The 20290-nt window shown below is 67.4% G+C and carries 22 protein-coding genes and 1 riboswitch; of the genes, 3 read left to right on the forward strand and 19 right to left on the reverse strand.

The window, feature by feature from the left end; genetic code table 11:
* Nucleotides 1–69: 69 nt before the first annotated feature.
* Complete coding sequence (locus KZX42_RS08850; RefSeq protein ID WP_248118842.1) at nucleotides 70–762, reverse strand: murein L,D-transpeptidase catalytic domain family protein; 693 nt, start codon at nucleotides 760–762, stop codon at nucleotides 70–72.
* On the reverse strand, nucleotides 738–923 hold the full coding sequence (locus KZX42_RS08855; RefSeq protein ID WP_248119149.1) for a hypothetical protein: 186 nt from the start codon (nucleotides 921–923) through the stop codon (nucleotides 738–740). The genes KZX42_RS08850 and KZX42_RS08855 overlap by 25 nt, the downstream gene beginning before the upstream one ends.
* On the opposite strand from KZX42_RS08855, the gene KZX42_RS08860 reads away from it, so the two are divergent.
* Nucleotides 877–2202: an amidohydrolase family protein gene (locus KZX42_RS08860; RefSeq protein ID WP_248118843.1), complete on the forward strand. Its 1326-nt coding sequence runs from the start codon at nucleotides 877–879 to the stop codon at nucleotides 2200–2202. The two genes, KZX42_RS08855 and KZX42_RS08860, sit on opposite strands and share 47 nt — an antisense overlap.
* On the opposite strand, the gene lpxK is transcribed toward KZX42_RS08860, so the two are convergent.
* From lpxK to KZX42_RS08885, 5 genes are read right to left on the reverse strand one after another with little or no spacing between them, the layout of a single operon-like run.
* Nucleotides 2187–3203: a tetraacyldisaccharide 4'-kinase gene (lpxK, locus tag KZX42_RS08865; protein ID WP_248118844.1), complete on the reverse strand. Its 1017-nt coding sequence runs from the start codon at nucleotides 3201–3203 to the stop codon at nucleotides 2187–2189. The genes KZX42_RS08860 and lpxK overlap by 16 nt on opposite strands.
* On the reverse strand, nucleotides 3200–4495 hold the full coding sequence (locus KZX42_RS08870) for a 3-deoxy-D-manno-octulosonic acid transferase (RefSeq protein ID WP_248118845.1): 1296 nt from the start codon (nucleotides 4493–4495) through the stop codon (nucleotides 3200–3202). The genes lpxK and KZX42_RS08870 overlap by 4 nt, the downstream gene beginning before the upstream one ends.
* Nucleotides 4492–5175, reverse strand: a complete 684-nt coding sequence (locus KZX42_RS08875) for a lysophospholipid acyltransferase family protein (protein ID WP_248118846.1) — start codon at nucleotides 5173–5175, stop codon at nucleotides 4492–4494. Before KZX42_RS08875 ends, KZX42_RS08870 begins: the two co-directional genes overlap by 4 nt.
* Entirely contained in the window at nucleotides 5172–7010 is a 1839-nt protein-coding gene (locus KZX42_RS08880; protein WP_248118847.1) for an ABC transporter ATP-binding protein, read from the reverse strand. Before KZX42_RS08880 ends, KZX42_RS08875 begins: the two co-directional genes overlap by 4 nt.
* A gap of 31 nt (nucleotides 7011–7041) precedes the next feature.
* Nucleotides 7042–7578, reverse strand: coding sequence for a hypothetical protein (locus tag KZX42_RS08885; RefSeq protein WP_248118848.1), 537 nt, complete (start codon nucleotides 7576–7578; stop codon nucleotides 7042–7044).
* A gap of 77 nt (nucleotides 7579–7655) precedes the next feature.
* Nucleotides 7656–7799: riboswitch (FMN riboswitch) on the forward strand.
* A 97-nt stretch (nucleotides 7800–7896) separates the two neighbouring features.
* On the opposite strand from KZX42_RS08885, the gene KZX42_RS08890 reads away from it, so the two are divergent.
* Nucleotides 7897–8862 carry a DMT family transporter gene (locus tag KZX42_RS08890; RefSeq protein ID WP_248118849.1) on the forward strand — a complete coding sequence of 322 codons (966 nt, stop codon included), beginning with the start codon at nucleotides 7897–7899 and terminating at the stop codon, nucleotides 8860–8862.
* 31 nt (nucleotides 8863–8893) lie between these two features.
* The gene (locus KZX42_RS08895; protein WP_248118850.1) at nucleotides 8894–9559 is read left to right on the forward strand and encodes a sulfur transferase domain-containing protein; all 666 of its coding nucleotides are present in this window, start codon (nucleotides 8894–8896) and stop codon (nucleotides 9557–9559) included.
* Between the two features lie 72 nt (nucleotides 9560–9631).
* Here KZX42_RS08895 and KZX42_RS08900 read toward each other — a convergent pair whose 3' ends face one another.
* The 12 genes from KZX42_RS08900 to KZX42_RS08955 form a co-directional block, all read right to left on the reverse strand.
* On the reverse strand, nucleotides 9632–9838 hold the full coding sequence (locus tag KZX42_RS08900; RefSeq protein WP_248118851.1) for a hypothetical protein: 207 nt from the start codon (nucleotides 9836–9838) through the stop codon (nucleotides 9632–9634).
* Between the two features lie 67 nt (nucleotides 9839–9905).
* A complete protein-coding gene (locus KZX42_RS08905; protein ID WP_248118852.1) occupies nucleotides 9906–10148 on the reverse strand; it encodes a DUF4170 domain-containing protein in 243 nt (80 codons plus the stop codon).
* Between the two features lie 94 nt (nucleotides 10149–10242).
* Complete coding sequence (locus KZX42_RS08910) at nucleotides 10243–11037, reverse strand: 3'(2'),5'-bisphosphate nucleotidase CysQ (RefSeq protein WP_248118853.1); 795 nt, start codon at nucleotides 11035–11037, stop codon at nucleotides 10243–10245.
* Nucleotides 11034–12389, reverse strand: a complete 1356-nt coding sequence (locus KZX42_RS08915) for a TldD/PmbA family protein (protein WP_248118854.1) — start codon at nucleotides 12387–12389, stop codon at nucleotides 11034–11036. Before KZX42_RS08915 ends, KZX42_RS08910 begins: the two co-directional genes overlap by 4 nt.
* Before the next feature lie 52 nt (nucleotides 12390–12441).
* Nucleotides 12442–12849 carry an MAPEG family protein gene (locus KZX42_RS08920; RefSeq protein ID WP_248118855.1) on the reverse strand — a complete coding sequence of 136 codons (408 nt, stop codon included), beginning with the start codon at nucleotides 12847–12849 and terminating at the stop codon, nucleotides 12442–12444.
* A 3-nt stretch (nucleotides 12850–12852) separates the two neighbouring features.
* Nucleotides 12853–14685 carry a M14 family metallopeptidase gene (locus KZX42_RS08925; protein WP_248118856.1) on the reverse strand — a complete coding sequence of 611 codons (1833 nt, stop codon included), beginning with the start codon at nucleotides 14683–14685 and terminating at the stop codon, nucleotides 12853–12855.
* Between the two features lie 101 nt (nucleotides 14686–14786).
* Nucleotides 14787–15716, reverse strand: a complete 930-nt coding sequence (locus KZX42_RS08930; protein WP_248118857.1) for a DUF3829 domain-containing protein — start codon at nucleotides 15714–15716, stop codon at nucleotides 14787–14789.
* Between the two features lie 129 nt (nucleotides 15717–15845).
* Entirely contained in the window at nucleotides 15846–17375 is a 1530-nt protein-coding gene (locus KZX42_RS08935) for a UbiD family decarboxylase (protein WP_248118858.1), read from the reverse strand.
* A 10-nt stretch (nucleotides 17376–17385) separates the two neighbouring features.
* The gene (locus KZX42_RS08940; protein ID WP_248118859.1) at nucleotides 17386–18048 is read right to left on the reverse strand and encodes a Pr6Pr family membrane protein; all 663 of its coding nucleotides are present in this window, start codon (nucleotides 18046–18048) and stop codon (nucleotides 17386–17388) included.
* A 16-nt stretch (nucleotides 18049–18064) separates the two neighbouring features.
* Complete coding sequence (locus KZX42_RS08945) at nucleotides 18065–18907, reverse strand: aldo/keto reductase (RefSeq protein ID WP_248118860.1); 843 nt, start codon at nucleotides 18905–18907, stop codon at nucleotides 18065–18067.
* 70 nt (nucleotides 18908–18977) lie between these two features.
* Nucleotides 18978–19871 carry an alpha/beta fold hydrolase gene (locus KZX42_RS08950; protein WP_248118861.1) on the reverse strand — a complete coding sequence of 298 codons (894 nt, stop codon included), beginning with the start codon at nucleotides 19869–19871 and terminating at the stop codon, nucleotides 18978–18980.
* A 68-nt stretch (nucleotides 19872–19939) separates the two neighbouring features.
* Nucleotides 19940–20281: an MmcQ/YjbR family DNA-binding protein gene (locus KZX42_RS08955; protein ID WP_248118862.1), complete on the reverse strand. Its 342-nt coding sequence runs from the start codon at nucleotides 20279–20281 to the stop codon at nucleotides 19940–19942.
* Nucleotides 20282–20290 lie beyond the last annotated feature (9 nt).

A 20290-nucleotide genomic window follows, 5' to 3' on the forward strand; every position in this document is an offset into this window, starting at 1 on the left:
GTGACCGTATTCCCGCTTTGCGGGACAGTCAAACCACCAGGGCGCGATCTGAGATCCTCTTGGAAAACCCTACGCCGCCGCGAACAGCAGTCGGCCTTCGCCCATTCGCTCGCGCAGGCCTGGGAGGTCGGTGTGGGCGACCGAGAAACAGCCGTAGCTTCGGCCCAGCTTGCCTTCGCGCGCCAGGAAGTCGGGGTCGGCGTAGTCGGCGCCGTGGATAATGATGGCCCGCTCGCGCGCCTTGTCATTGGTGTATTCCAGCCCATCCAGCAGCACGTTCGGCCCCTGCTGCCGACCCCAGTTCGCGCCGGCGGTGGCGTAGGCGCCGACCGAGGACATGTTGGAATCTGGGGTGTTGGAGAACCGTTGGGCGTAGCCGCTGTGGCTGGGGTCGGAGCCGCGACCGTGGCAGGTGCGCAGAACCTTGACCTCGCCGGCGACCAGATCGACCTCGTACAGGCGTTCTTCGCCCGAGAACTTCTTGAAATCGACCAGATACATCCGGTCGCGCAGCGGCAGATGGCGGTGATGGGTGTCCAGCGCGGTCATGGCGCGCTCCATCAACTCCTTGCGGACGTGGCCGCGCGGATCCAGCGGCGGCGGCGTCAGCGAGGCGGTCTGGATCGTCGGCAGACCGGCCTGTGGCGGCGCGACAGGGGACAAGGTCTGAGCCGTGGTCAGCGGCGCCCTGGCGCTCGCGCTGGCGCATCCCGCCAGCATGGCCGAACCGCCCAGAATCAGCCCTCGTCTCGATAGCCGCATGCGACGCCCTCGTTGCGGTTGGTCTTGGGCCGTGGTTGTTTCAAAAGGTTACGGGCGAGGCAACCTGAGCCTTGTGGGGCATTTTTGCGGCCGACGGGCCGGGGGGAGACATCGATGAAGCGTTTTGGAATCGCATTGGCGGCGCTGATGGCGTCAGCCATGAGCGCGCATGCCCAGCAAACCCCCACGGCGTCTAGGGTTTCGTCGCAACCCACGACAACGTTCGTCGAGGCCGGAAGGTTGCTGGCTGATCCGTCGAACGGCGTTGTGCAGCGCGATAAAACTCTCGTGATCAGAGGGAACCAAGTCGTTGAAGTGCGCGACGGCTTCGTCGGCGACGCCTCCCAGGGCAGGGTTCTGGACCTGCGACACGCCTTCGTCCTGCCCGGACTGATCGACAGCCACGTCCATCTGACCAGCCAGCAGAACCCGAATGGGCGGCTGGAACAGGTCACCCTGTCCGATGCAGACCGGGCCATGGTCGGCGCCCGTTACGCCCGCCGCACCCTGATGGCGGGCTTCACCACCGTGGCGGACCTAGGTGCGGGCAACGAAGCCATATTCGCCCTGAGGAACGCGGTGAAGAACGGTGACGTGCCGGGGCCGCGCATCATCGCGGCCGGATCGTCGGTGTCGATCCACGGCGGTCACGGCGACATCAACGGCTATCGCGACGACGTCATGCATCTGTTGTCGTCCGAGAGCATCTGTTCGGGGCCTGAGGACTGCATGCGCGCGGTCCGCACCCAGGTTCGCGCCGGGGCCGACATCATCAAGATCACCGCGACGGGCGGCGTCCTGTCCAACACCGCCGCCGGTCTGAACCAGCAGTTCAGCGATCCCGAGTTGACCGCCATCGTCGACAGCGCCCACCGCATGGGCCGTCAGGTGACGGCGCACGCCCACGGCGTGGACGGCATCAACGCCTTCCTGCGGGCGGGCGGCGATTCCATCGAACATGGCACCTATCTGGACGACCAGTCGATCCGCCTGTTCAAGGCGAACGGCGCCTGGCTGATCCCGACCCTGCTGGCCGGCGATTTCGTGGCCCGCATCGCGTCGGGGCCCGACAACTTCTTCACCCCGGCCCAGACGGCCAAGGCGCTGGAGGCGGGGCCCAAGATGCTGGACATGGCCCGTCGCGCGCATCAGGGCGGGGTGCGGATCGCCTTCGGAACCGATAGCGGCGTCTCGGCCCACGGCGACAACGCCCAGGAGTTCGCGCTGCTGGTCCGCGCCGGCCTGACGCCGCTGGAGGCCGTCCAGGCCGCCACCGTCGGCGCCGCCGAACACCTGCGAATTTCGAACGAAGCCGGCAGAATCGCGCCCGGAATGCCCGCCGATATCGTCGCCGTCTCGGGCGATCCGCTGACGGACGTCACCGAACTGGAGCGGATGAAGTTCGTGATGAAGTCAGGCGTCGTCTATCGCGCCGACTGAAGCCAATCGTTCAGGAAGGCGGTGAAGGCCGCCTGATCCTGGAACCGGGCGACGACCGGCCAGGCGACGACCTGGGCGCGCTGGTCGGGCGTCAGCCGCACCCAGTCCTTTTCGGTGGTGACCAGGCCGGCGTCATAGACGGCCGCGCGGTCGGCCAGGAAACTCATGTTCTCGGCGCTGTAGGCCGCATGGTCGGGGAAGGGAACGAAGTCCGCCAGGTCGCAGCCCGCCGCCTTCAGCGACCGCTCGACCTTCCAGGGCTTGGCGATGCCGGCGAACCCGACCTGCGGCCCCGACGGCGGCGGCCCCTCGGGCGTCAGACGGGCGATGAAGACGGGCAGGGCGCCGAACACCGCCAGCAGTTCGGGATCGGCGGCCTCCACATCGGTCGGCAGCATGACCACTACGGCGTCGGCCCGCGCCAGCCCGGCCTTCAAGGGCTCGCGCATCGGGCCGGAAGGAAAGACCGATCCGTCCCCGAAAGGCCATTCGTCGCCGCGCGTCTCGCCGTCCACCACGATCAGGCTGATGGTCTTCTTCAACGCCGGGTTCTGATGGCCGTCGTCCAGAACCAGGGCCTGGGCGCCGCCCGCGACGGCGGCGCTGGCCCCCGCCACACGATCACGCGCGATCCAGACCGGCGATCCCTGCGCCAGCATCAGGGGCTCGTCGCCGACGTCGGCGGCCGTATGCGCCGCCGGATCGACACGGATCGGCCCCTCCAGCCGCCCGCCATAACCGCGCGACAGGCCTTGGGCCTCAACGCCCGTCGCCCGCAACAGTCGCAGGATTTCGCGCGCGACCGGCGTCTTGCCCGATCCGCCGACCGTCAGATTGCCGACCGAGACGACCGCGCAGCCTGGATCGACAGGCGCGGCTTTGGCGATGCGCCGCGCGGTGACGCCGGCCCACAGCCAGCCCAGGGGTTTCAACATGGTGCGGGTCATGCGCGCGTGGTTGCTGTCGCGCACATACCACCAGCGGGGGGTGTTCAGCTTCATCGTCCAGCCCGCGCCGGGGGGGGCGTCAGCGGCTTTAGGGCGGCCCACAGCCGATCAAGCCCGCCGCCCGCCTCGGCGGCGGCGCGACGCGCCCGCTCTCCCATCGCCTTGGCCGACGCCGGATCGGCCAGCAAGGGCGCGATGACCGCCGCCAGGTCTGACGGCGCCTGCACCAGGGTCAGGCCGCCCGCGCTGCTCAGCGCCGCCGTCACCGGCGCCCAGTTCGAGGCGTCCGGCCCCGTGATCGCCGGCCGACCCAGCCGCGCCGGCTCCAGCGGATTGTGGCCTCCGACCGGCGGCAGGCCCAGCGCGGGGGCGAACGATCCGCCCATGACGACCACATCGGCCAGCCGCAGGAACAGGCCCATCTCGTTCAGGGTGTCGGCCAGATAGATATCGGTGTCCGGCCCGATCGTCTGGCTGCGCGAACGCATGGCGAAGGCGTAGCCCTCGCGCGCCAAGGCCTGTGCGATATGCGGCCCGCGCTCGGGGTGGCGGGGGGTCAGGATCAGGCATATCCGCTCGTCCAGACCGTCCAGGGCGCGCACGATGGCGATCTCCTCGCCCTCATGGGTGCTGGCGGCCACGATCACCGGTCGGTCGCCGATGGCGGCCGACAGGCGGCTGAAGGCGGCGGGATCGTGCGGCAGGGCCTCGCCCGACAGTTTCAGGTTCACTAGCCCATCGACGCGCGCGCCCATCGTCTCCAATCGCCGGGCCGAGGCCGCGTCCTGTGGCAGGACCAGATCGAAGGCGCCGGTCACAGCCCGGGCCGAGGCGGGAAACCGCGCCCAATTCTCGACCGTCCTTTCGGTCAGGCGCGCGCTGATCAGGGCCAGCCCGACCCCGCGCCGATGCGCCTCCAGCAACAGATTGGGCCACAGTTCGCTCTCGACGAAGACCCCCAGGGCCGGCCGCCAGTGCTCCAGGAAACGCGCCACCACGCCCGGCGCATCGACCGGCGCATACTGATGGATCACCCCGGCCGGCAGCCGCTCGGCCAGAATTTGGGCCGAGGTCACGGTGCCTGAGGTCACCAGCACGTTCAGGTCGGGCCGCGCCTTCACGAACCGCTCGACCACGGGCAGCAGCGACAGGCTCTCGCCCACGCTGACGCCGTGCAGCCAGACCAGATCGCCGGCGGGGCGTTTGGCGCGGGTGAAGCCCATCCGCTCGTCCACCCGCACGGGGTCTTCCTTGCCCCGCCGCGCACGCGCATCCAGCAGGCGCGGGGCCAGGGGCTCCAGCGCGCGGGTCGCCAGGCGATAGGCGATCAGCGGCAGGGGCGTCATGGCTTCAGGCCGGTGATTGCATCGGCCCGCGCCTCGACCGCGTTCAGGCGGGGCGTCCAGTCGGCAACCACATCGGCGATCTGAGCGCCTTCAGGATAGTCGGCGCGGTCCCAGACGATGGCGCCCTTGCCAAAGGGCAGGGGCAGGACGGCGCGGTCCCAGCTGTTCAGCCGGATCGCCGGGCTGCACGACATGCCTATGAACAGCACCGGCGCCCCGGACAGTTTAGCCATCAGCGGCAGACCCTCGGCCATGACATTGGCCGGGCCGCGCGGGCCGTCGGGCGTGATCGCAAGGGCGCCCGACTTCAGCTGTTTCAGACCGTCGCGCAGGGCCTGTGTTCCGCCCTTGGCCTTTTCCGTCTTGTCCTTGTTGGCCGACGATCCGCGCACGGCGGGAAAACCCTGACGCGCCACCGCCTTGGCGATGAACTCGCCGTCCGCCGACAGCGAGATCAGGGCCTTGGCCGGCTGCGCGCGGTCCAGCGGCCAACACGACGGCGACAGGCCGATGCGCGAATGCCAGAAGACGCACAGCACCCCGCCGCCCTGCGACCAGACCGTCTGCGCCGCCTCTTGGTTCTCATGGGTCCAACGGATGGTGGCGAAGCAGAACTGCATCCACTTCGCAAGGGTCCAGGCCAGGGCCGACTGGACGAACGGGTTAAGCAGCGGCCTCACGCCACCGTCTCCACGCTGGGCTGGGCGCCGTCCAGCGACTGCTGCCGCGCCAGTCGGGCGTAGAGACCGCCCTGCGCCACCAGTGCGTCGTGCGACCCTTCCTCGACCACGCGCCCGGCCTCGATCACATAGATGCGGTTGGCGTTCTTCACGGTCGACAGACGGTGGGCGATCATCAGGGTGGCGCGGCCCTGCATCAGCCGCTCCAGCGCCGCCTGGACCAAGGCTTCGCTTTCGGTGTCCAGGGCGCTGGTCGCCTCGTCCAGCAGCAGGATCGGAGCGTCCTTCACAAAGGCGCGGGCGATGGCGATCCGCTGACGCTGCCCGCCCGACAGGCGCAGGCCCGCCTCGCCCGCACGGGTGTCATAGCCTTGGGGCAAGGCGGTGATGAAGTCATGGGCGGCGGCCGAACGCGCGGCCTCTTCGATCTGCGCCTGTGTCGCGCCGGGCCGCCCATAGGCGATGTTGGCCGCGATGGTGTCGTCGAACAGGAAGGGCTCCTGCGTCACCAGGGCGATGTGTTCGCGCAGGTCATGCAGCCGCAGTTGGCGTACGTCGCGGTCGTTCAGCATCACCGCCCCGTCCGTCACGTCATAGAAGCGCGGCAGCAGGCTCAGGATCGTGCTCTTGCCGCCGCCCGACGGCCCGACCAGGGCCACCGTCTCGCCCGGCGCGACCCTCAGTGATACGTCGTCCAGCGTCGGGGCGCCGCCCTCGGTCCTCGGCGCATAGGCGAAGGAAACCCGGTCCATCACCACCTCGACCGGGCCGGGGGGCAAGGTGGCGGCGTCAGGCGCTTCACGGATTTCCGGCTCGATATCCAGCGCCGTGAACAGACGACGCGCGGCGGTGAAGCCTTCGGCCATAACGGTCGCCAGATTGGTCACCTGACGCAGCGACTGGCCGGCCGCCAGCAGCATGGCGATGAAGGCGGCGAACCCGCCCACCGTCATGGCCCCCGACTGCGCCCGCCATCCGGCGTAGGCTAGCACGGCGGCGACCACGACATAGGCCACCATGTCCGACGCGGGTCCGGCGAAGGCGCGGGCGTTGGCGCCCTTGATGACGTGGCGCTGGCGGCGGGCGACGACTTCGGCGACGCGGGCTTCTTCGGCGGCTTCGCGGTTCTCGATCTTGATCAGCCGAACCCCGTCCATGTTCTCCATGAGGGCGGTGGACAGGTTTTCGGTCTCGGCCATCGCGCCGCGCGCGGCCTTGCGCGTCCGCTTGCCGAACCGCCGCAGCACCAGCGCCACCAGCGGCACGCCCAGCAGCACCACCATCGCCAGTTGCCAGTCGTTGAAGAACATGAAGACGATGGTGCCGACCAGCATCAGCAGGTTCTGGGTGTAGGTGACAACGCCCGAGGTGAAGGCCTCCCGCACCAGATTGGCGTCGAACAGGACCGACGAGACAAACCCGCCCGAGTGCTGGCTGCGCAGACGCGCCAGGTCGGCGCGGATCATGCGACCGAACAGCCGCACCTGGATATCGCCGACGATGCTGTGGCCAAGCCGATTGACCAGAGCTGCCTGCAATAGGGCCGCGCCGGTTCGGATGAGGGCCACTGTCAGGATGGCGATGGGAATGGCGATCAAGGCGTGTCTGGCCTGAACATGAATGTATCTGAACAGGGTGATCGGCTGGTCGCCGCCCAGAAACAGTCCGTTCACGGCGGGTTGCAACAGTTGCAGCAGGGTGACGGTCAGCACGCCGGTCACGGCCGCGCAGACGACGGCCGTGATCAGGGTCCAGCGGTGTAGGGACAGGTAATCGCGCCAGATTCGCGCCAGCAGGACGCGCAGGGGCATGGTCTGGTCGACGGGGTCTTTCATCGGCCTTCGGTCGTCCGACCCGCCCCTCGAGTCAAGGCTTGTCGGGCGACGGGACCAGCGGGCGGCCCGGTTCGTCGGCGCGGATCAGGGTCTCGCCCGGCGCATCCTCGATTCTGACAGCGGGCGCCACGGTCGGATTGCGGGCGTAGCGGCGACCGTCGAAGGGCACGGCGGCCTCATAGGCTTCGGTAATCCCGCCGCCGGCGACCTGGACGCCCAGATCACGCCGGCCGTGGCTCTGGCGTTCCAGTAGGCGAATGGGCGCCCGCGCCACGCTGATCTCGCCGACCGACCGATAGGTCCCGCCCGCCCGGTCCAGCACCAGAAGGCGGCATCCGCCCGATCCGCACCAGCTCGGTCCGGTCAGATAGACCAGCATTGTCCGCCCGTCCGGCGTCAGGGCGGCGGTGTAGCGGGTCGTGTCCAGCGCCCCGAGCGCCCTTTGCCGCAGATAGGCGATCAGGCCGGGGTCTTCGGGCGGCGGGGCCTGGGCTGCGGCGGCCGCCGGGAACGAACCGGACAGGGCCAGGGCGGCGGCGATCATCATCGGGAGCAGTCTGTCAGGCATGGAAATCCAACGCCCGAACGCCGGGGTGGTTGAACAGTCCACCCGCCTTTTCTAACTAGGGGCTGCGGGTTCGCCCGCAGTGTTCTCAGGGCGGGGTGAGATTCCCCACCGGCGGTAAGGCGGCGACGCCAAGCCCGCGAGCGCTCTCCAGCATTGGAGAGGTCAGCAGATCCGGTGCGATTCCGGGGCCGACGGTATAGTCCGGATGAAAGAGAACGGGACCAACGCCTCGTCGGCGTTCGCCGCCCCCTGCCGGGCGGCGAGCTGGCGCGTCGTCGCCCGTAACCCTGAGGAAACTGGTTACGGAAAGGACGACCATTGAACCAGATTTCCTCGTCTAACCCCGGCTCCGCCTCAATGGGCGCGCTGTTGATGCTGTCGGCCAGCCTGGTGTTCGCGGCCGGCAACACGCTTCAATCGGTGCTGCCGCAGCAGTTCGGCATGAGCTCCACCGGCATGGCCTTCTGGCAATATCTGATCGCCTCGGTGCTTATGGCGCCGGTGGTGATGCGGATCGGGCTGGGCAAGCTGAAGACCCGCCATCCGCTGGCGCACCAGGCCCGCGCCTTCGCCTCGGCGCTGGGGGTGCATGTGTTCGTTTACGGCTTCGCCTCGGGCGTGCCGATCTGGCAGATGGTGACGCTGCTGGCCACCGGGCCGCTGTTCGTCATCGTCGGATCGACGCTGTTTCTGGCCGAGCGGGTGTCCGGCGCCCGGCTCGGCGCGGCGCTGGCCGGCTTCGTCGGCGCGGTGGTGGTGTCGGGCGTCGGGGCCGAGCGTCTGGACTGGCCCGCGCTGACCCCGATCCTGGCCGCCGCCCTGTGGGCCGCGACCGACGTCCTGACCAAGGCGCTGGCGCGGGAGGAGACGCCCGAGACCCTGACGGTGTCGCTGCTGGTGCTGATCACGCCCAACCATCTGGCCATCCTGCTGCTGGCCAACGCCTTCGCCTTCGTCCTGCCGGCGGGGGTGGCGACGGGCCTGCCGTTCGCCCTGCCTCAAGGGACGGGGCTGCTGCTTCTGCTGGTCTTGGGCGGGCTAACGGCGGCGGCGCAGTATCTGCTGGCCTCGGCCTACAAGCGCGCGGATGCGGCCTATCTGCAGCCGTTCGCAGACCTGAAGGCCCCGCTGGCGGGGCTGATCGGCTGGTCGCTGCTGGGGCAGACGCCGTCGCCCTGGTTCTGGCCGGGGGCGGCCCTGATCGTCGCCGCCTCTGTCTTCATCTTCTGGATCGAGAATCGCGCCCCGCAGGCGCGCGCGGCCCCAGCCGTCGGTGGAGGATGACGCGGCGGCCCCTGACCGCTATCTGGCCTCCATGTCGCGTTTCGATCTCACCACCGCCTTGGGCCGGTTCAAAACCCATTGGCACTATTTCTGGGCGGACCATGCGTTCCTTCGCGTGGCCTTTTCCAACGCCCACTGGCTGGGACCGGACCTGGTGCGCACCAACCAGCCGTCGCCGCGCCAGCTGGCCGGATGGAGGGCCAAGGGGATCAGGACCGTCATCAACCTGCGCGGCGAGCGGGACGAAGGCTATTACTGGCTGGAGAAACAGGCTTGCGAACGTCTGGGCCTGACCCTGATCGACGCCCCCCTGGATTCGCGCGATCCGCCGCAGCCCGACCGCATCCACCGCGCCCGCGATCTGTTCAAGACCATCGAGTATCCGGTGCTGATCCACTGCAAGTCGGGTGCGGACCGGGCGGGGATGATGGCGGTCTTCTATCGCCACTTCCATCTGGGCGAACCGATCTCGGTGGCGATGAAACAGCTGTCCAAGAAATACCTGCACTCGCGCGAAGGGCTGACGGGGGTGCTGGACTATACGCTGGAAAAATATGTCGCTGAGGTCGAGCCGAAAGGGATCAGCTTCATCGACTGGATCGACAGCCCTGAATATGAACCCAAGGCGATCCGAGCCGAGTTCAAGGCGGGATGGTGGGGCACGCTGCTGACCGACAGACTGCTGCGGCGGGAGTAGGGGGCGCCGCTCCTTGAGCCGTACTCCTCGCCAAATAGGCAAGCCGATGATTAGGGGGGGCAGCCCTGCGGCTCAGCCCCAGGGCCCCGTCTTTGGCGCGCCGGGATCGTTTTCACGCGCCCCGGCCGCCAGTTCGGCCTCGCGTCGGGCCTTGCGGTCGGCCTCCCACTTCTTGAACCAGCGGGCGTAGTTCATGTGGCCGCGCAGCGAAAAACTGAACAGCGCCAGTACGGCCAGCAGGCTGACCAGTTGGAAAATCTGTTGCGGCTCCAGGTTCATCGTCGTCCTCGCATACGGAGTGAACGTCGGATCGGGGCGTCGGTTCGGACGCCCCGATGTCGCAGGATCAGGCGTCGCCGCGCGGGTCGATCAGCTTGTGGGCGTGCAGGATGAAATAGCGCATGTGAGCGTTGTCCACGGTGGCCTGGGCGCGGGCCTTCCAGGCCTTCTTGGCCTCGTCGTAGCTGCCGAAGGCGCCGACGAACTCGACCTGCGACAGGTCGCGGAAGGTCGGCTCGCCCAGGTGACGCAACTCGCCGCCGATGACGATGTGCAGAAGCTGGGGCGGAACGGTGTTTTGATCGGTCATCGACAATCCAGGCATTGGGGGAGGGAGCTTTGCGCGCGCAATAGGCCGAGAACGGCCTCGGATCAATGTCGGGAGGGGTTTTTCCGCCCCCGGCTCAGGTCGAAAACGGCACGTTTTTACAGCGCCGCACGATCATCGGCTGGATCAGAGGGGCGGCGCAAACCAGGCTGGCCTGACGCGGATCGGGCCGGTTGAAGGCCCAGGCGCGGCCGTGATGATCGCTGACCCTGGCCCCCGCCTCCGTGGCGATCAGCCAGCCGGCGGCGACGTCCCAGTCCCATTTGGGCGTCAGGGCCAGAGCCGCGTCGAACGCCCCCGACGCCACCAGGGCCATGCGATAGGCCAGGGCGTTGCGCTTTGAAAACCGCATCGCCGGCCACGGTTCGTCGAAATAGGGCGCTTCGATCAGCCGCGCGTCGCCCAGGATCGAGGCGTCATCCAGCGTATCGACATCTGAGGCCGTGACGACCCGGCCGTTGCGTCGCGCCCCGCCGCCGCGCACGGCGACATAGGTCTCGTCCACCTCGGGCGCATGGATGACGGCGGCGACGACCTCACCGTCCTCGACCACGGCGATGGGCACGCACCACCACGGCGTCCGCTTCATATAGGCCACCGTGCCGTCGATCGGATCGACCACGAAGATGCGCCGTTTCGACAGGCGATCCGGCGAATCGGCCGTCTCTTCCGACAGCCAGCCATAGTCGGGTCGCGCCGACAGCAGCCGGTCCTTCAGCATGGCGTCCACCTTCAGGTCGCCGCTGGTGACGGGCGAACCGCCCGGCTTGGATTCGATCTTCAGCCCCGCCTCGCGCTCGGCGATGGCCAGGGCGCCCGCGTCGATGGCGGCCTGGCGGATAAGCTCCAGATCGTCGTTCAGGTCCGTCATTTGCCGGCGATGGCCACCGCGTCGAACATCAGGCTGGGCACGTTGAATCCGCCCCGGAATTCCAGGTCCGAGCCGCGCTGGATGCGCAGATAGAGGTCGGTCAGCTTGCCGGCCACGGTCACTTCGCTGACCGGATAGGCGATCGCGCCGTTCTCGAACCAGAAGCCTGACACCCCGGCGGACCAGTCGCCCGTATTGCCGTTCAGCGACGGCCCGAACATCGACGTCACCAGCAGGCCCGACCCCGCATCCGCCATCAGACCCGCCAGATCGCGCTCGCCCGCCTCCATATGCAGATTATGGGTCGAGACGCCCGACGGACCCGCCAGGCCGCGCGACGCATGGCCGGTCGTCTCCAGGCCCAACTGACGAGCCGATGCGCTGTTCAGCAGCCAGGTGGTCAGAATGCCGTCGTCGAACAGGGCGCGCCGCTCGACCGCCACGCCTTCGTCGTCGAACGGGGTCGACCCCATGCCGCGCGGGCGGAACGGATCGTCGATCAGGGTGACGCCCGGCGCGAACACCCGCTGGCCCAACCGATCCTTCAGGAAGGAAGTGCCGCGCGCGATGGATGGGCCGGATATGGCCCCCAGCGCGGGCGAAACGATCTGGCCGGCCATGCGATTGTCGAAGATGACCGGGGCGGTGGTCGAGGCGATCTTCCTCGGCCCCACACGGGCCACGGCCCGCGCGCCGGCGGTGCGCCCGATTTGGTCGGCGCCCGGCAGGTCGGACAGGTGGCGGGTCGAACGACTTTCGCCGCCGCGCTCCATCGCCCCGTCCTTTTCGGCGATGACGCCGACGCCCAGCGAGAAGGCCGAACCCTCATAGGCGCCGTCGAACCCGTGCGACGTCACCAGCCGCCAACGGCTGGACGACCAGGAGGCGTGACCACCCTCGGACCGCGCCACGCCGGTCACGGCCAAGGCGGCGGCCTCGGCCTCTGCGGCGGCGGCTTCCAGCGCCTCGGCGCTGCGCTCTCTGGCGTCGAACAGGTCCAGGTCGGGCAGGGGGCCGCGCGCAAGCCGCTCCTGCGGAGCCAGGCCGGCATTGGGGTCTTCCGGCGCCAGCCGCGCCATGGCGACGGCGCGTTCGACCAGCCGGGCCTGCGTCGCCGGCGACAGATCTGAGGCCGACACCGATGCCTGACGCTGACCCACGAACACTCTCAGGCCCAGGTCGCGCGATTCCTCGCGCTCGATATCTTCCAGCCTACCGTTGCGCACCCCCAGCGACAGGGACCGGCGGTCGGCGCTGACCGCCTCGGCCGCGTCGGCGCCGGCCTTCAAAGCCGCCTTGACGATGTCGTTAAGAAGATCGGTGGAAACGGGCGCAGCCAGGGTTTCAGTCATGCCCCGATATGGCGGACGCCCTGCTGCACCGCAACCTGTCGCGCCCCTCGCCTCACACCACCGCGAAGGCGATCAGGCCCACGGCGGCCGTCAGCAGCGCCACCCAGGTCAGCAACATCCCCACGACCCGGCCCAGCGACGGCCCGGTCTGGAACAGCAGGCCCAGCGCATGGGCGATCCGCCCGACCAGCAGGGTCGCGCCCACCCCATGCACCATCCAGGCGGGCGCGCCCACGGCGGCCAGCAGCAGCATGGCGATCATGCCGGGCGTCGCATATTCCACCAGATTGCCGAAGGCCCGGCTCGCGGCCATCAGATCGGCGTTCCCGCCATCCCCCAGCGAAACCATGTGCTTGCGCCGCCCGCTGACCACGATGCCCGACAACACCAGCATCATCAGGATCAGCAGGCCGCTCCACAGGGCGGCGGCCTGAATGGCGAGCATGAGGGGGGTGGTCATCGATCAGTCCTCGCGCCCGACCGGGTAGAGCAGATAGTGGTCGTCGTAGAAGGGCGTGCGCTCATAGAACCAGGCCAGACGCGCCTGTGGATCGGCCGCAAACGCGGGCTCGGCGGCCAGCTTGGCCTCGAACTCGGCCTTCAGCGCCGGGTCCGCCGCCAGCATCTTCTCGGCCAGGGGCGCGATGGCGTAGGCCTCGATATATTCCACGCGGCTCATGACCTCGGGGAACATCCCCCAGGCGAAGAAGCTCTCGCTGGACTGCGGCTCCAGCAGCAGCACGACGATGTCGCCCAGCGGCTGGTCGGTCGGCGCCCGCACCGAGCCGGGCGGATAGGTCCAGTCGCGCGTCTCGACCTCGACCGATTTGACCGAGGCCTGGACGTGACCCTCGTTGGCGCGCGTGGCCAGCTTGGGCTCGACCAGCCGCAGCATCGACAGGTTCACCGTGCGCGGCGCCGTCAGAGTCTCCATCTCGATCCCGTGCGCGCGCAGCCGCTCGATGATGTCGGTGCGATAGCCCGGCACCCAATAGGCGGCCGGGCGCGTCAGGGTCAGGGTTGGCTTGGAGCCATAGAAGGGCATCTGCCACAGGTCTGGATCGGGCTGGCCCAGCCAACGGATTTCCTTCCGGCCCGAGGCGGGGCTGTCGTACATCTCGTACAGGATGCCCTTGAACGGACGGGTGGACGACGGGGCGTCGTCAGCCTCGAAGTTGGCGGGGATCTGCGTCGGGCGCAGGGCCTTGTCCTGATCGGTGGCGGCCCGCAAGGCGGCGCCCTGGTCGGCCAGCAAATGCATCGCCGCCTCGATGAAGACATAGGTGCCCAAGACCCGCTGCTCGTGCGGTTTCAGGCTGTGGTTCTCGATCAGGATGGTCGGCACATGGGCGGCCGCGCCCCAACCGTTCGAGAATCGCTCGCCAAGCCCGCCGTCCGAAAGGCCCTTTTTCGGATCGTCGTCGTCCAGGCCGAACACCAGTTCGCCGGGAATATGGCCCTCGCGTTCCAACGCCGCGTTCATCGCCGGCTTGAAGACCGAATCCAGCCAGGCCGAGCCGTTGGGTGAGCGGCTGAACGCCCCGTCCTCGCCGTTGAAGCCGTAGGTGACGTCGTACTGGTAATCCATGCCGTCGGTGACGTGCACATCCACATACAGGTCCGGCCGGTATTTCAGGATCAGGCCCCGGACCGCCCTCATCTCAGGCTGGTCCAGCTTCAGATAGTCGCGGTTAAGGTTCTGGTTGGTCGCCGTGTTACGCCAGCCCTGAATGCGCGGTCCGCGCTGGTTGGGGCGGGAATAGGCGGATGCGCGCTCATGGCCATCGACGCTCAGGATCGGGATCAGGATCAGATTGACCCGATCCAGCAGGGCGTCCTTTCCATAGAAGGCGATGTCGCGCAGCAGCATCATGCCCGCGTCCTTGCCGTCGATCTCGCCGGGATGGATGCCCGCCTGGATCATCAGCACCGGCTTTGCCGGATCAAATGTCGCGCCATCCTTGGAGGCGATCACCGCATAGATGGGCCGCCCCTCGGGCGAGACGCCGAACTGTTCGATGCGGATCAGGTCGCTGGCCTGATCCAGCCGGTCGAACCAGGCGCGGGTGTCGGCGTAGTTCGGCGAAAAGTCATGGCCCGGATCGGCCTCGAACGCCGTGACCCACGGATCGCCGGCGTCGCGCAGCAGGGCCTTGGATGCGCCATTCCAGGCGGGAACGGGCGGCAGGAAGGCCTGGTCCCAGGGGGCGGCGTTGGGAAGCGTCTGGGACATGGCGGGGCTCACGCTACAGGCAAGGGCGGCCAGCAGGGCCGAGATTGCGAGATGGGATTTCATATCGGCTTTCGTGAGCCGATTGGTCCGCCCTGACAAGCATTCAACCTTTGCCGCACCGTGGGATCGCCGCCTCCGTCATGCACGAAGGCGGCGCCGCTTGGTCAGGCTGGCAGTTCCACGTCGCCCATCTCTTCAATGGCGCGGTTGTAGTCGTCGACGATGCTTTCGCGCTCGTAGTCGGACTTGCTCTGCTTGTAGTCGCGCCAGGAGCCGACCATTGAATCCAGGCGGTCGGCGATGGAGCTGAACTCCGACTTGTTCTTGGCGTCTGAGGCCATGGCCGCCTCGGCTTCGCGCACCTTGGCCGTCGCCGCCACCAGGCCAGGCAGCAGGCGGTCGGCTTCTTCCGCCTTGTCCTCCATTACGGCGGTGGTGAAGTGGTCGGCCTTCTGCATGGCGTCGACCAGATTGGCCTCCGCCGCGTGGCCGGCCTTGTTCAGGGCGGTGATCTGGGCGGCGTTTCGGGCGCGCTGATATTCCGACAGGGCTGCGTCCAGTTCGCCGATCCCGGCGACTGCGCCCTGATAGGCCGTCATCACCGCCGGGTGCGCGGCCTTGGCCTTGGCCAGACCGTCTTCGCGATAGGCGCGGGATTCGAAATAGGGGTCCAGCGTCTTCCACTGGGCCAGCAGGGCCTCCAATTGGGGGATCAGCTTGTCCACCGCCGCATCGGCCCGCTGGCTCTGCGCGCCGCCCGAAAGGGCCTTGCCTTCCTTCAGCTTCTCGATCGCCTGTTCCAGCGTCGTGATGTTCTCAGGGAAGTAGATCGAACCGGTTGCATCGGCGGACGGAATATCCAGTTTCTGGTACTTGTCGAAGTTCTCGGGCACGCCCCAGTTCTTGTCGATCAGCTTGTTGAAGGCTTCGGTGTAGAGGCCCAGCTTCTGCTGTGTCGCTTCGTTGCCCGTGGCGGCGGCGATCGATTGCGGGCGGCCCTCCGTCTTCTTTCCGTCGCCCTGTCCGCAGGCCGCCAGGCCCATCGTCATCGCGCAGACCAAGGCCATGGCGCTAACCGCTGTCCGAGACTTCATGGATTTTCCCTTCCCTGATGAAGCGAAGGCTCAGCCTCCGCCGGAGCGGGAAGACAACGCCACGGTCAAGGTTGGGTTCTCAAAAAACGCCGCCGTCTTGCCATGAGTTCGCAAGTCGTTGAATGGGCTTCACTTCCAGATCGGCTTGCCGTCGCCGGGCAGGCCCAGGCGGTCCCACATGTCGGAAACACGGTCGATCACGACCTGATCCATGCGGATCTCCTCGCCCCATTCGCGCTTGGTTTCGGGCTCCCACTTGTCGGTGGCGTCCAGACCGATCTTGGAGCCCAAACCGCTCTCGGGCGAGGCGAAGTCCAGATAATCGATGGGGGTGGATTCGATCAGGGTAATGTCGCGCGCCGGGTCCATCTTGGTCGAGATGGCCCACATGACGTCCTTCCAGTCGCGGGCGTCGATGTCGTCGTCCACGACAATGACCCATTTGGTGTACATGAACTGGCGCAGATAGCTCCAGACGCCCAGCATCACCCGCTTGGCGTGGCCCGGATAGGCCTTCTTCATCGACACCACCGCGATCCGATAGCTGCACCCCTCGGGCGGCAGCCAGAAGTCGACGATCTCGGGGAACTGCTGGCGCAGCAGGGGGATGAAGACCTCGTTCAGGGCCTCGCCCAGCACGCTGGGCTCGTCAGGCGGGCGGCCGGTGAAGGTGGTCAGATAGAGGGGGTCACGGCGCATGGTGATGGCGCTGACCTGGAAGACCGGGAATTTCTCGACCGAGTTGTAATAGCCGGTGTGGTCGCCGTAGGGGCCTTCGTCTTCGAACTCGTCCAGCAGGACGTGGCCTTCCAGCACGATCTCGGCCTGGGCCGGGACCATCAGCGGCACGGTCTTGCAGGGAACAAGCTCGGCCTTGGCGCCCCGCATCAGGCCCGCGAACTGGTATTCAGACAGGGTGTCCGGCACCGGCGTCACGGCGGCCAGGATCGTGCCCGGATCGGCGCCCAGAACCACGGCGCAGGGCAGGGGCTCGCGCTTTCCGGCCTTCTTGTGCCGGGCATAGTGTTGCGCCCCGCCACGATGCGCCAGCCAGCGCATGATGGCCCTGTCCTTGCCCAGCACCTGCATCCGGTAGATGCCCAGGTTGAAATCGTCCTCGCGGTCGTCCGACGGCCCCTTGGTCACCACCAGACCCCAGGTGATCAGGGGCGCGGGCTCGCCGGGCCAGCACGACTGGACGGGCAGGGCGGTCAGGTCGATCTGGTCGCCCTTCAGAACCACCTCCTGCACCGGGGCCTTCTTCACCGTCTTGGGTCGCATCGACAGGACGGTCTGCGCCAGCGGCAGCATCTCCATCGCATCGCCCAAGCCGCGCGGCGGCGTCGGATTTCTCAGGAAGGCCAGCAGTTCCCCGACCTCGCGCAGTTCCGCCGTGGTGGTGCGCGCCTTGCCCTCCAGCGTGACCCCCATCGCCACTCGCTTCACCGTGCCGAACAGGTTGGCCAGGCAGGGGATGGGGCTGATGGTCCCATCCGGCATCACCGGCTTTTCGAACAGGACCGCCGGGCCGCCGTTCCGCAGCAGCCGGGTCTGGATTTCGGTCATCTCCAGCACGGTCGACACCGGCTCGGACACCCGCACCAGTTCGCCGTCGGCTTCCAGTTGCTGGATGAAGTCACGCAGGGATTTGTAGGCCATGCGCGGTGGCTTAGGCGGCTCTCGGCCCGCTGTCACGCGCCGTTCGCCCGAACAGCTGGTCCAGCCCCACCAACGCCATCCCCACCAGCCCGAAGAAGGCCAGCAGCCCGGCGAACACGGCGATCACTCGCACCGGGCCCAGCGCATCCACGTTCACGAACCCGTAGGGCCACCAGTGGGTCGCCAGTCCATGAACCAGCGTCCAGCCGCCATAAATCAGCGGAAAGGTCAGCCAATTCACCGGGTCGATCCAGCGCAGCCGACCCTTGGGCGTGAACCACAGCCAATCCAGCACGAAGGCGACCGGCATCAGGTAATGCAGCACCAGATTGACCCCGTAGAGCAGGCCCTCCGGCTGCCAGTGCGGCGCGATCAGCAGGTGGTACACCACCCCGACCACGACGATGTACATGGCGACCGCCGCCCGCACGCCTTCGCTGGCGCTCCAGCGCGCCAGCCTGCGATCGGCGTCGATCAGCGGGCCGGTGAAGGCCAGGGCGACCAGGATGTTGGTCAGGATGGTGAAATAGCTGAAATAGTTGACGGTCCGCTCGACGACGTCCCAACCCTGGCTGGGGCCGACCATCAGGATGTATTGCAGACCCAGGGTCGCCCAGCCCACGACCGCAAAGGTCGCCCGCCACAGTCGCGGCCGGTCCCGGTCTCTCAGCATCCGCGCCTCCGCTACGTCAGGCGTCAGTCTTGTCCCATTCGAACGCCGGGTCCAGCCAGTCCCCGATCCGTTCCGCACGATCCAGCGCATCCATCCGCTGCATCTCCTCGTCCGACAGTTCGAAGTCGAAGATGTCGAAATTCTCGCGCGCCCGGCTTTCCTTGGTCGTGCGCGGGATGGCGATGATCCCGTGCTGGATCAGCCAGCGCAGGGTGATCTGGCCGTTGGTCTTGTCATGCGCCTTGGCCAGTTCGCTGATCGTGGCGTCGTCGGCGATCTTGCCCTGAGCCAGCGGCGACCAGGCGGTGATCGACGACCCCAACTCGGCCGCGGTCGCCACCAGTTGGTCAATGCCCAGATAGGGGTGATGTTCGACCTGATTGGTGATCAGGCGGGCCTTGGACAGGGCCTGCGCCTGATGGAATTCCTTGGACGGGAAGTTGGACAGGCCGATCGCCCGCGTCAGCCCCTGGTCCTTAGCCTCGTTCAGGGCGCCCAGCGTTTCTTCGAACGTCGGCGTCGTCTTAGGCCAGTGCAGCAGCAACAGGTCCGGGGTCGTCCCCAGGCTGCCGGCCGATTCCTTCGCCTGTTTCAGCAGGGCGTCGTGGGTGAAATGTTCGACCCAGATCTTGGTGGTCAGGAAGATGTCCTCGCGCGCCACGCCCGAATCGACAATGCCCTGACCCACGGCCTTCTCGTTCTTGTAGATCCAGGCCGTGTCGATGTGGCGATAGCCGATCCGCAGGGCCTCAGCGACCATGCGCCGCGCATCGTCGGGCTCCAGCTGCCAGGTCCCGAACCCCAGCAGCGGGATTTCGATTTCATCAACGGTGATCGTGGGTTGGTCGCCGTAAGCCATGCGCATCTCCTGCTGGGTCGTGTCGCCCGATATAGGTTTTGAACCCGGCTTCGCCACTGTTTCGCCTGTATCAATCCTGCTTCACCGGTTCGAAAGGGTGCGCGCGTTCAGCCTCGAACCACTCCAGGATTTCCTCCCACAATGGCTCCATGCCCTTTCTGAACGCCCCCTCGTGGCCGATGCGTTTGACGCCGTAGTCTTCGGGCCGACGCAACAGGATTTCAGCCGCTGCTGTGGAATAGGCGGTCAACAGGCGCGCACCCGTCGTCGGCGTGGCGATGGGATCGTCGCTGAAGACCCACGACCGGATCGGCGCGGTGACCCGGTCGAACTGCTGCGGGTCAAGCGCGCCGTCAGCCAGTTCCTTCAGGAAATAGCTCGGCTTCAGGCACCAGCGTTTCCAGGTCTGGAAAACCCCGCGCGGCAGGTCAGTCCCACGCCACAGCTTGCCGCTGCGGACATAGCCGTGTTTGCGCAGATCGCGCGGGCCCAGCACCAGCCAGAACATCAGCTCGAACGGGTTGTACGTCGGATGATGCCCGCCCCACCAGCCGCTGCCGACCGAGACGAAGGCGTGTCGGGCGATCTCGCCCTGGTTCGGCATGAAGCCGACGAAATGGCCGCCGACGCTGTGGCCGACATGGAAGACCGGCAGACCGAGCGCCGCCCGCTTCAACGCCTCCAGGGCTGCTGGCATGTCCAGCCGCCCCCAGTCGGTGTAATCCATCTGCATCGCCGCCAGATCCTCGGGCCGCGATCCGCCGATCCCGCGATAGTCATAGGTCAGGACCGCCGCCCCGCGCGCGGCCATCCAGCGCGCGAACCGACCATAGAATCCTCGCGGAAACCCGGTCCCCGCCGACATCAGCACCGCCATCCGCGCCTCATCGGGGCGAAACAACGTCGCCTCCAGCGGCCAGCCGTCACTGGACTTGATGATCCGATCCTCGACCCTTACCGTCACGGCCCGCCCCCAGCCTCTATGTCCGTTCTTATTGGATACGGACCATGCTGGATTTCCGTCGCGTCAGGTCAAGCCTGATCGACGCCTTCCACCAACCGTTTGGGCGCGACCTTTCGCCAGCGCTTTTCCATCATGGCCTTCAGCCAGACCGGATTGACGCTGGTGATCCGCGCCAGGACGATGGCGTGATCGCGATAATGACCGGTGAAATGGAACGTCGCCGGGTCCATCCCGATCAGCAGTTCGCGCTCATCCAGATTGTCCAGATGCACCACAATGCTGTCGTCCAGCGCCGGGCGCATCCAGGTGAAGAACTTGCCCGCCACCTTGAACGAGGGCTCGCCATAGGACACGCCATCCTCCACGCCGGGAAACGACAGCAGAAGCGCGCGGACCTCGTCGTGGGTCATCAGTCGCCC

Source organism: Brevundimonas sp. EYE_349 (genome assembly GCF_023147505.1).
Taxonomy (GTDB): Bacteria; Pseudomonadota; Alphaproteobacteria; order Caulobacterales; family Caulobacteraceae; genus Brevundimonas.

What these genes read in the sequence shown, in the direction of transcription:
- KZX42_RS08850 (WP_248118842.1), bottom strand. Translation starts at nt 762, where the DNA reads ATGCGGCTATCGAGACGAGGGCTGATTCTGGGCGGTTCGGCCATGCTG.
- KZX42_RS08860 (WP_248118843.1), top strand. Translation starts at nt 877, where the DNA reads ATGAAGCGTTTTGGAATCGCATTGGCGGCGCTGATGGCGTCAGCCATG.
- KZX42_RS08855 (WP_248119149.1), bottom strand. Translation starts at nt 923, where the DNA reads ATGGCTGACGCCATCAGCGCCGCCAATGCGATTCCAAAACGCTTCATC.
- lpxK (WP_248118844.1), bottom strand. Translation starts at nt 3,203, where the DNA reads ATGAAGCTGAACACCCCCCGCTGGTGGTATGTGCGCGACAGCAACCAC.
- KZX42_RS08870 (WP_248118845.1), bottom strand. Translation starts at nt 4,495, where the DNA reads ATGACGCCCCTGCCGCTGATCGCCTATCGCCTGGCGACCCGCGCGCTG.
- KZX42_RS08880 (WP_248118847.1), bottom strand. Translation starts at nt 7,010, where the DNA reads ATGAAAGACCCCGTCGACCAGACCATGCCCCTGCGCGTCCTGCTGGCG.
- KZX42_RS08885 (WP_248118848.1), bottom strand. Translation starts at nt 7,578, where the DNA reads ATGCCTGACAGACTGCTCCCGATGATGATCGCCGCCGCCCTGGCCCTG.
- KZX42_RS08895 (WP_248118850.1), top strand. Translation starts at nt 8,894, where the DNA reads ATGTCGCGTTTCGATCTCACCACCGCCTTGGGCCGGTTCAAAACCCAT.
- KZX42_RS08900 (WP_248118851.1), bottom strand. Translation starts at nt 9,838, where the DNA reads ATGAACCTGGAGCCGCAACAGATTTTCCAACTGGTCAGCCTGCTGGCC.
- KZX42_RS08905 (WP_248118852.1), bottom strand. Translation starts at nt 10,148, where the DNA reads ATGACCGATCAAAACACCGTTCCGCCCCAGCTTCTGCACATCGTCATC.
- KZX42_RS08910 (WP_248118853.1), bottom strand. Translation starts at nt 11,037, where the DNA reads ATGACGGACCTGAACGACGATCTGGAGCTTATCCGCCAGGCCGCCATC.
- KZX42_RS08915 (WP_248118854.1), bottom strand. Translation starts at nt 12,389, where the DNA reads ATGACTGAAACCCTGGCTGCGCCCGTTTCCACCGATCTTCTTAACGAC.
- KZX42_RS08920 (WP_248118855.1), bottom strand. Translation starts at nt 12,849, where the DNA reads ATGACCACCCCCCTCATGCTCGCCATTCAGGCCGCCGCCCTGTGGAGC.
- KZX42_RS08925 (WP_248118856.1), bottom strand. Translation starts at nt 14,685, where the DNA reads ATGAAATCCCATCTCGCAATCTCGGCCCTGCTGGCCGCCCTTGCCTGT.
- KZX42_RS08930 (WP_248118857.1), bottom strand. Translation starts at nt 15,716, where the DNA reads ATGAAGTCTCGGACAGCGGTTAGCGCCATGGCCTTGGTCTGCGCGATG.
- KZX42_RS08935 (WP_248118858.1), bottom strand. Translation starts at nt 17,375, where the DNA reads ATGGCCTACAAATCCCTGCGTGACTTCATCCAGCAACTGGAAGCCGAC.
- KZX42_RS08940 (WP_248118859.1), bottom strand. Translation starts at nt 18,048, where the DNA reads ATGCTGAGAGACCGGGACCGGCCGCGACTGTGGCGGGCGACCTTTGCG.
- KZX42_RS08945 (WP_248118860.1), bottom strand. Translation starts at nt 18,907, where the DNA reads ATGGCTTACGGCGACCAACCCACGATCACCGTTGATGAAATCGAAATC.
- KZX42_RS08955 (WP_248118862.1), bottom strand. Translation starts at nt 20,281, where the DNA reads ATGACCCACGACGAGGTCCGCGCGCTTCTGCTGTCGTTTCCCGGCGTG.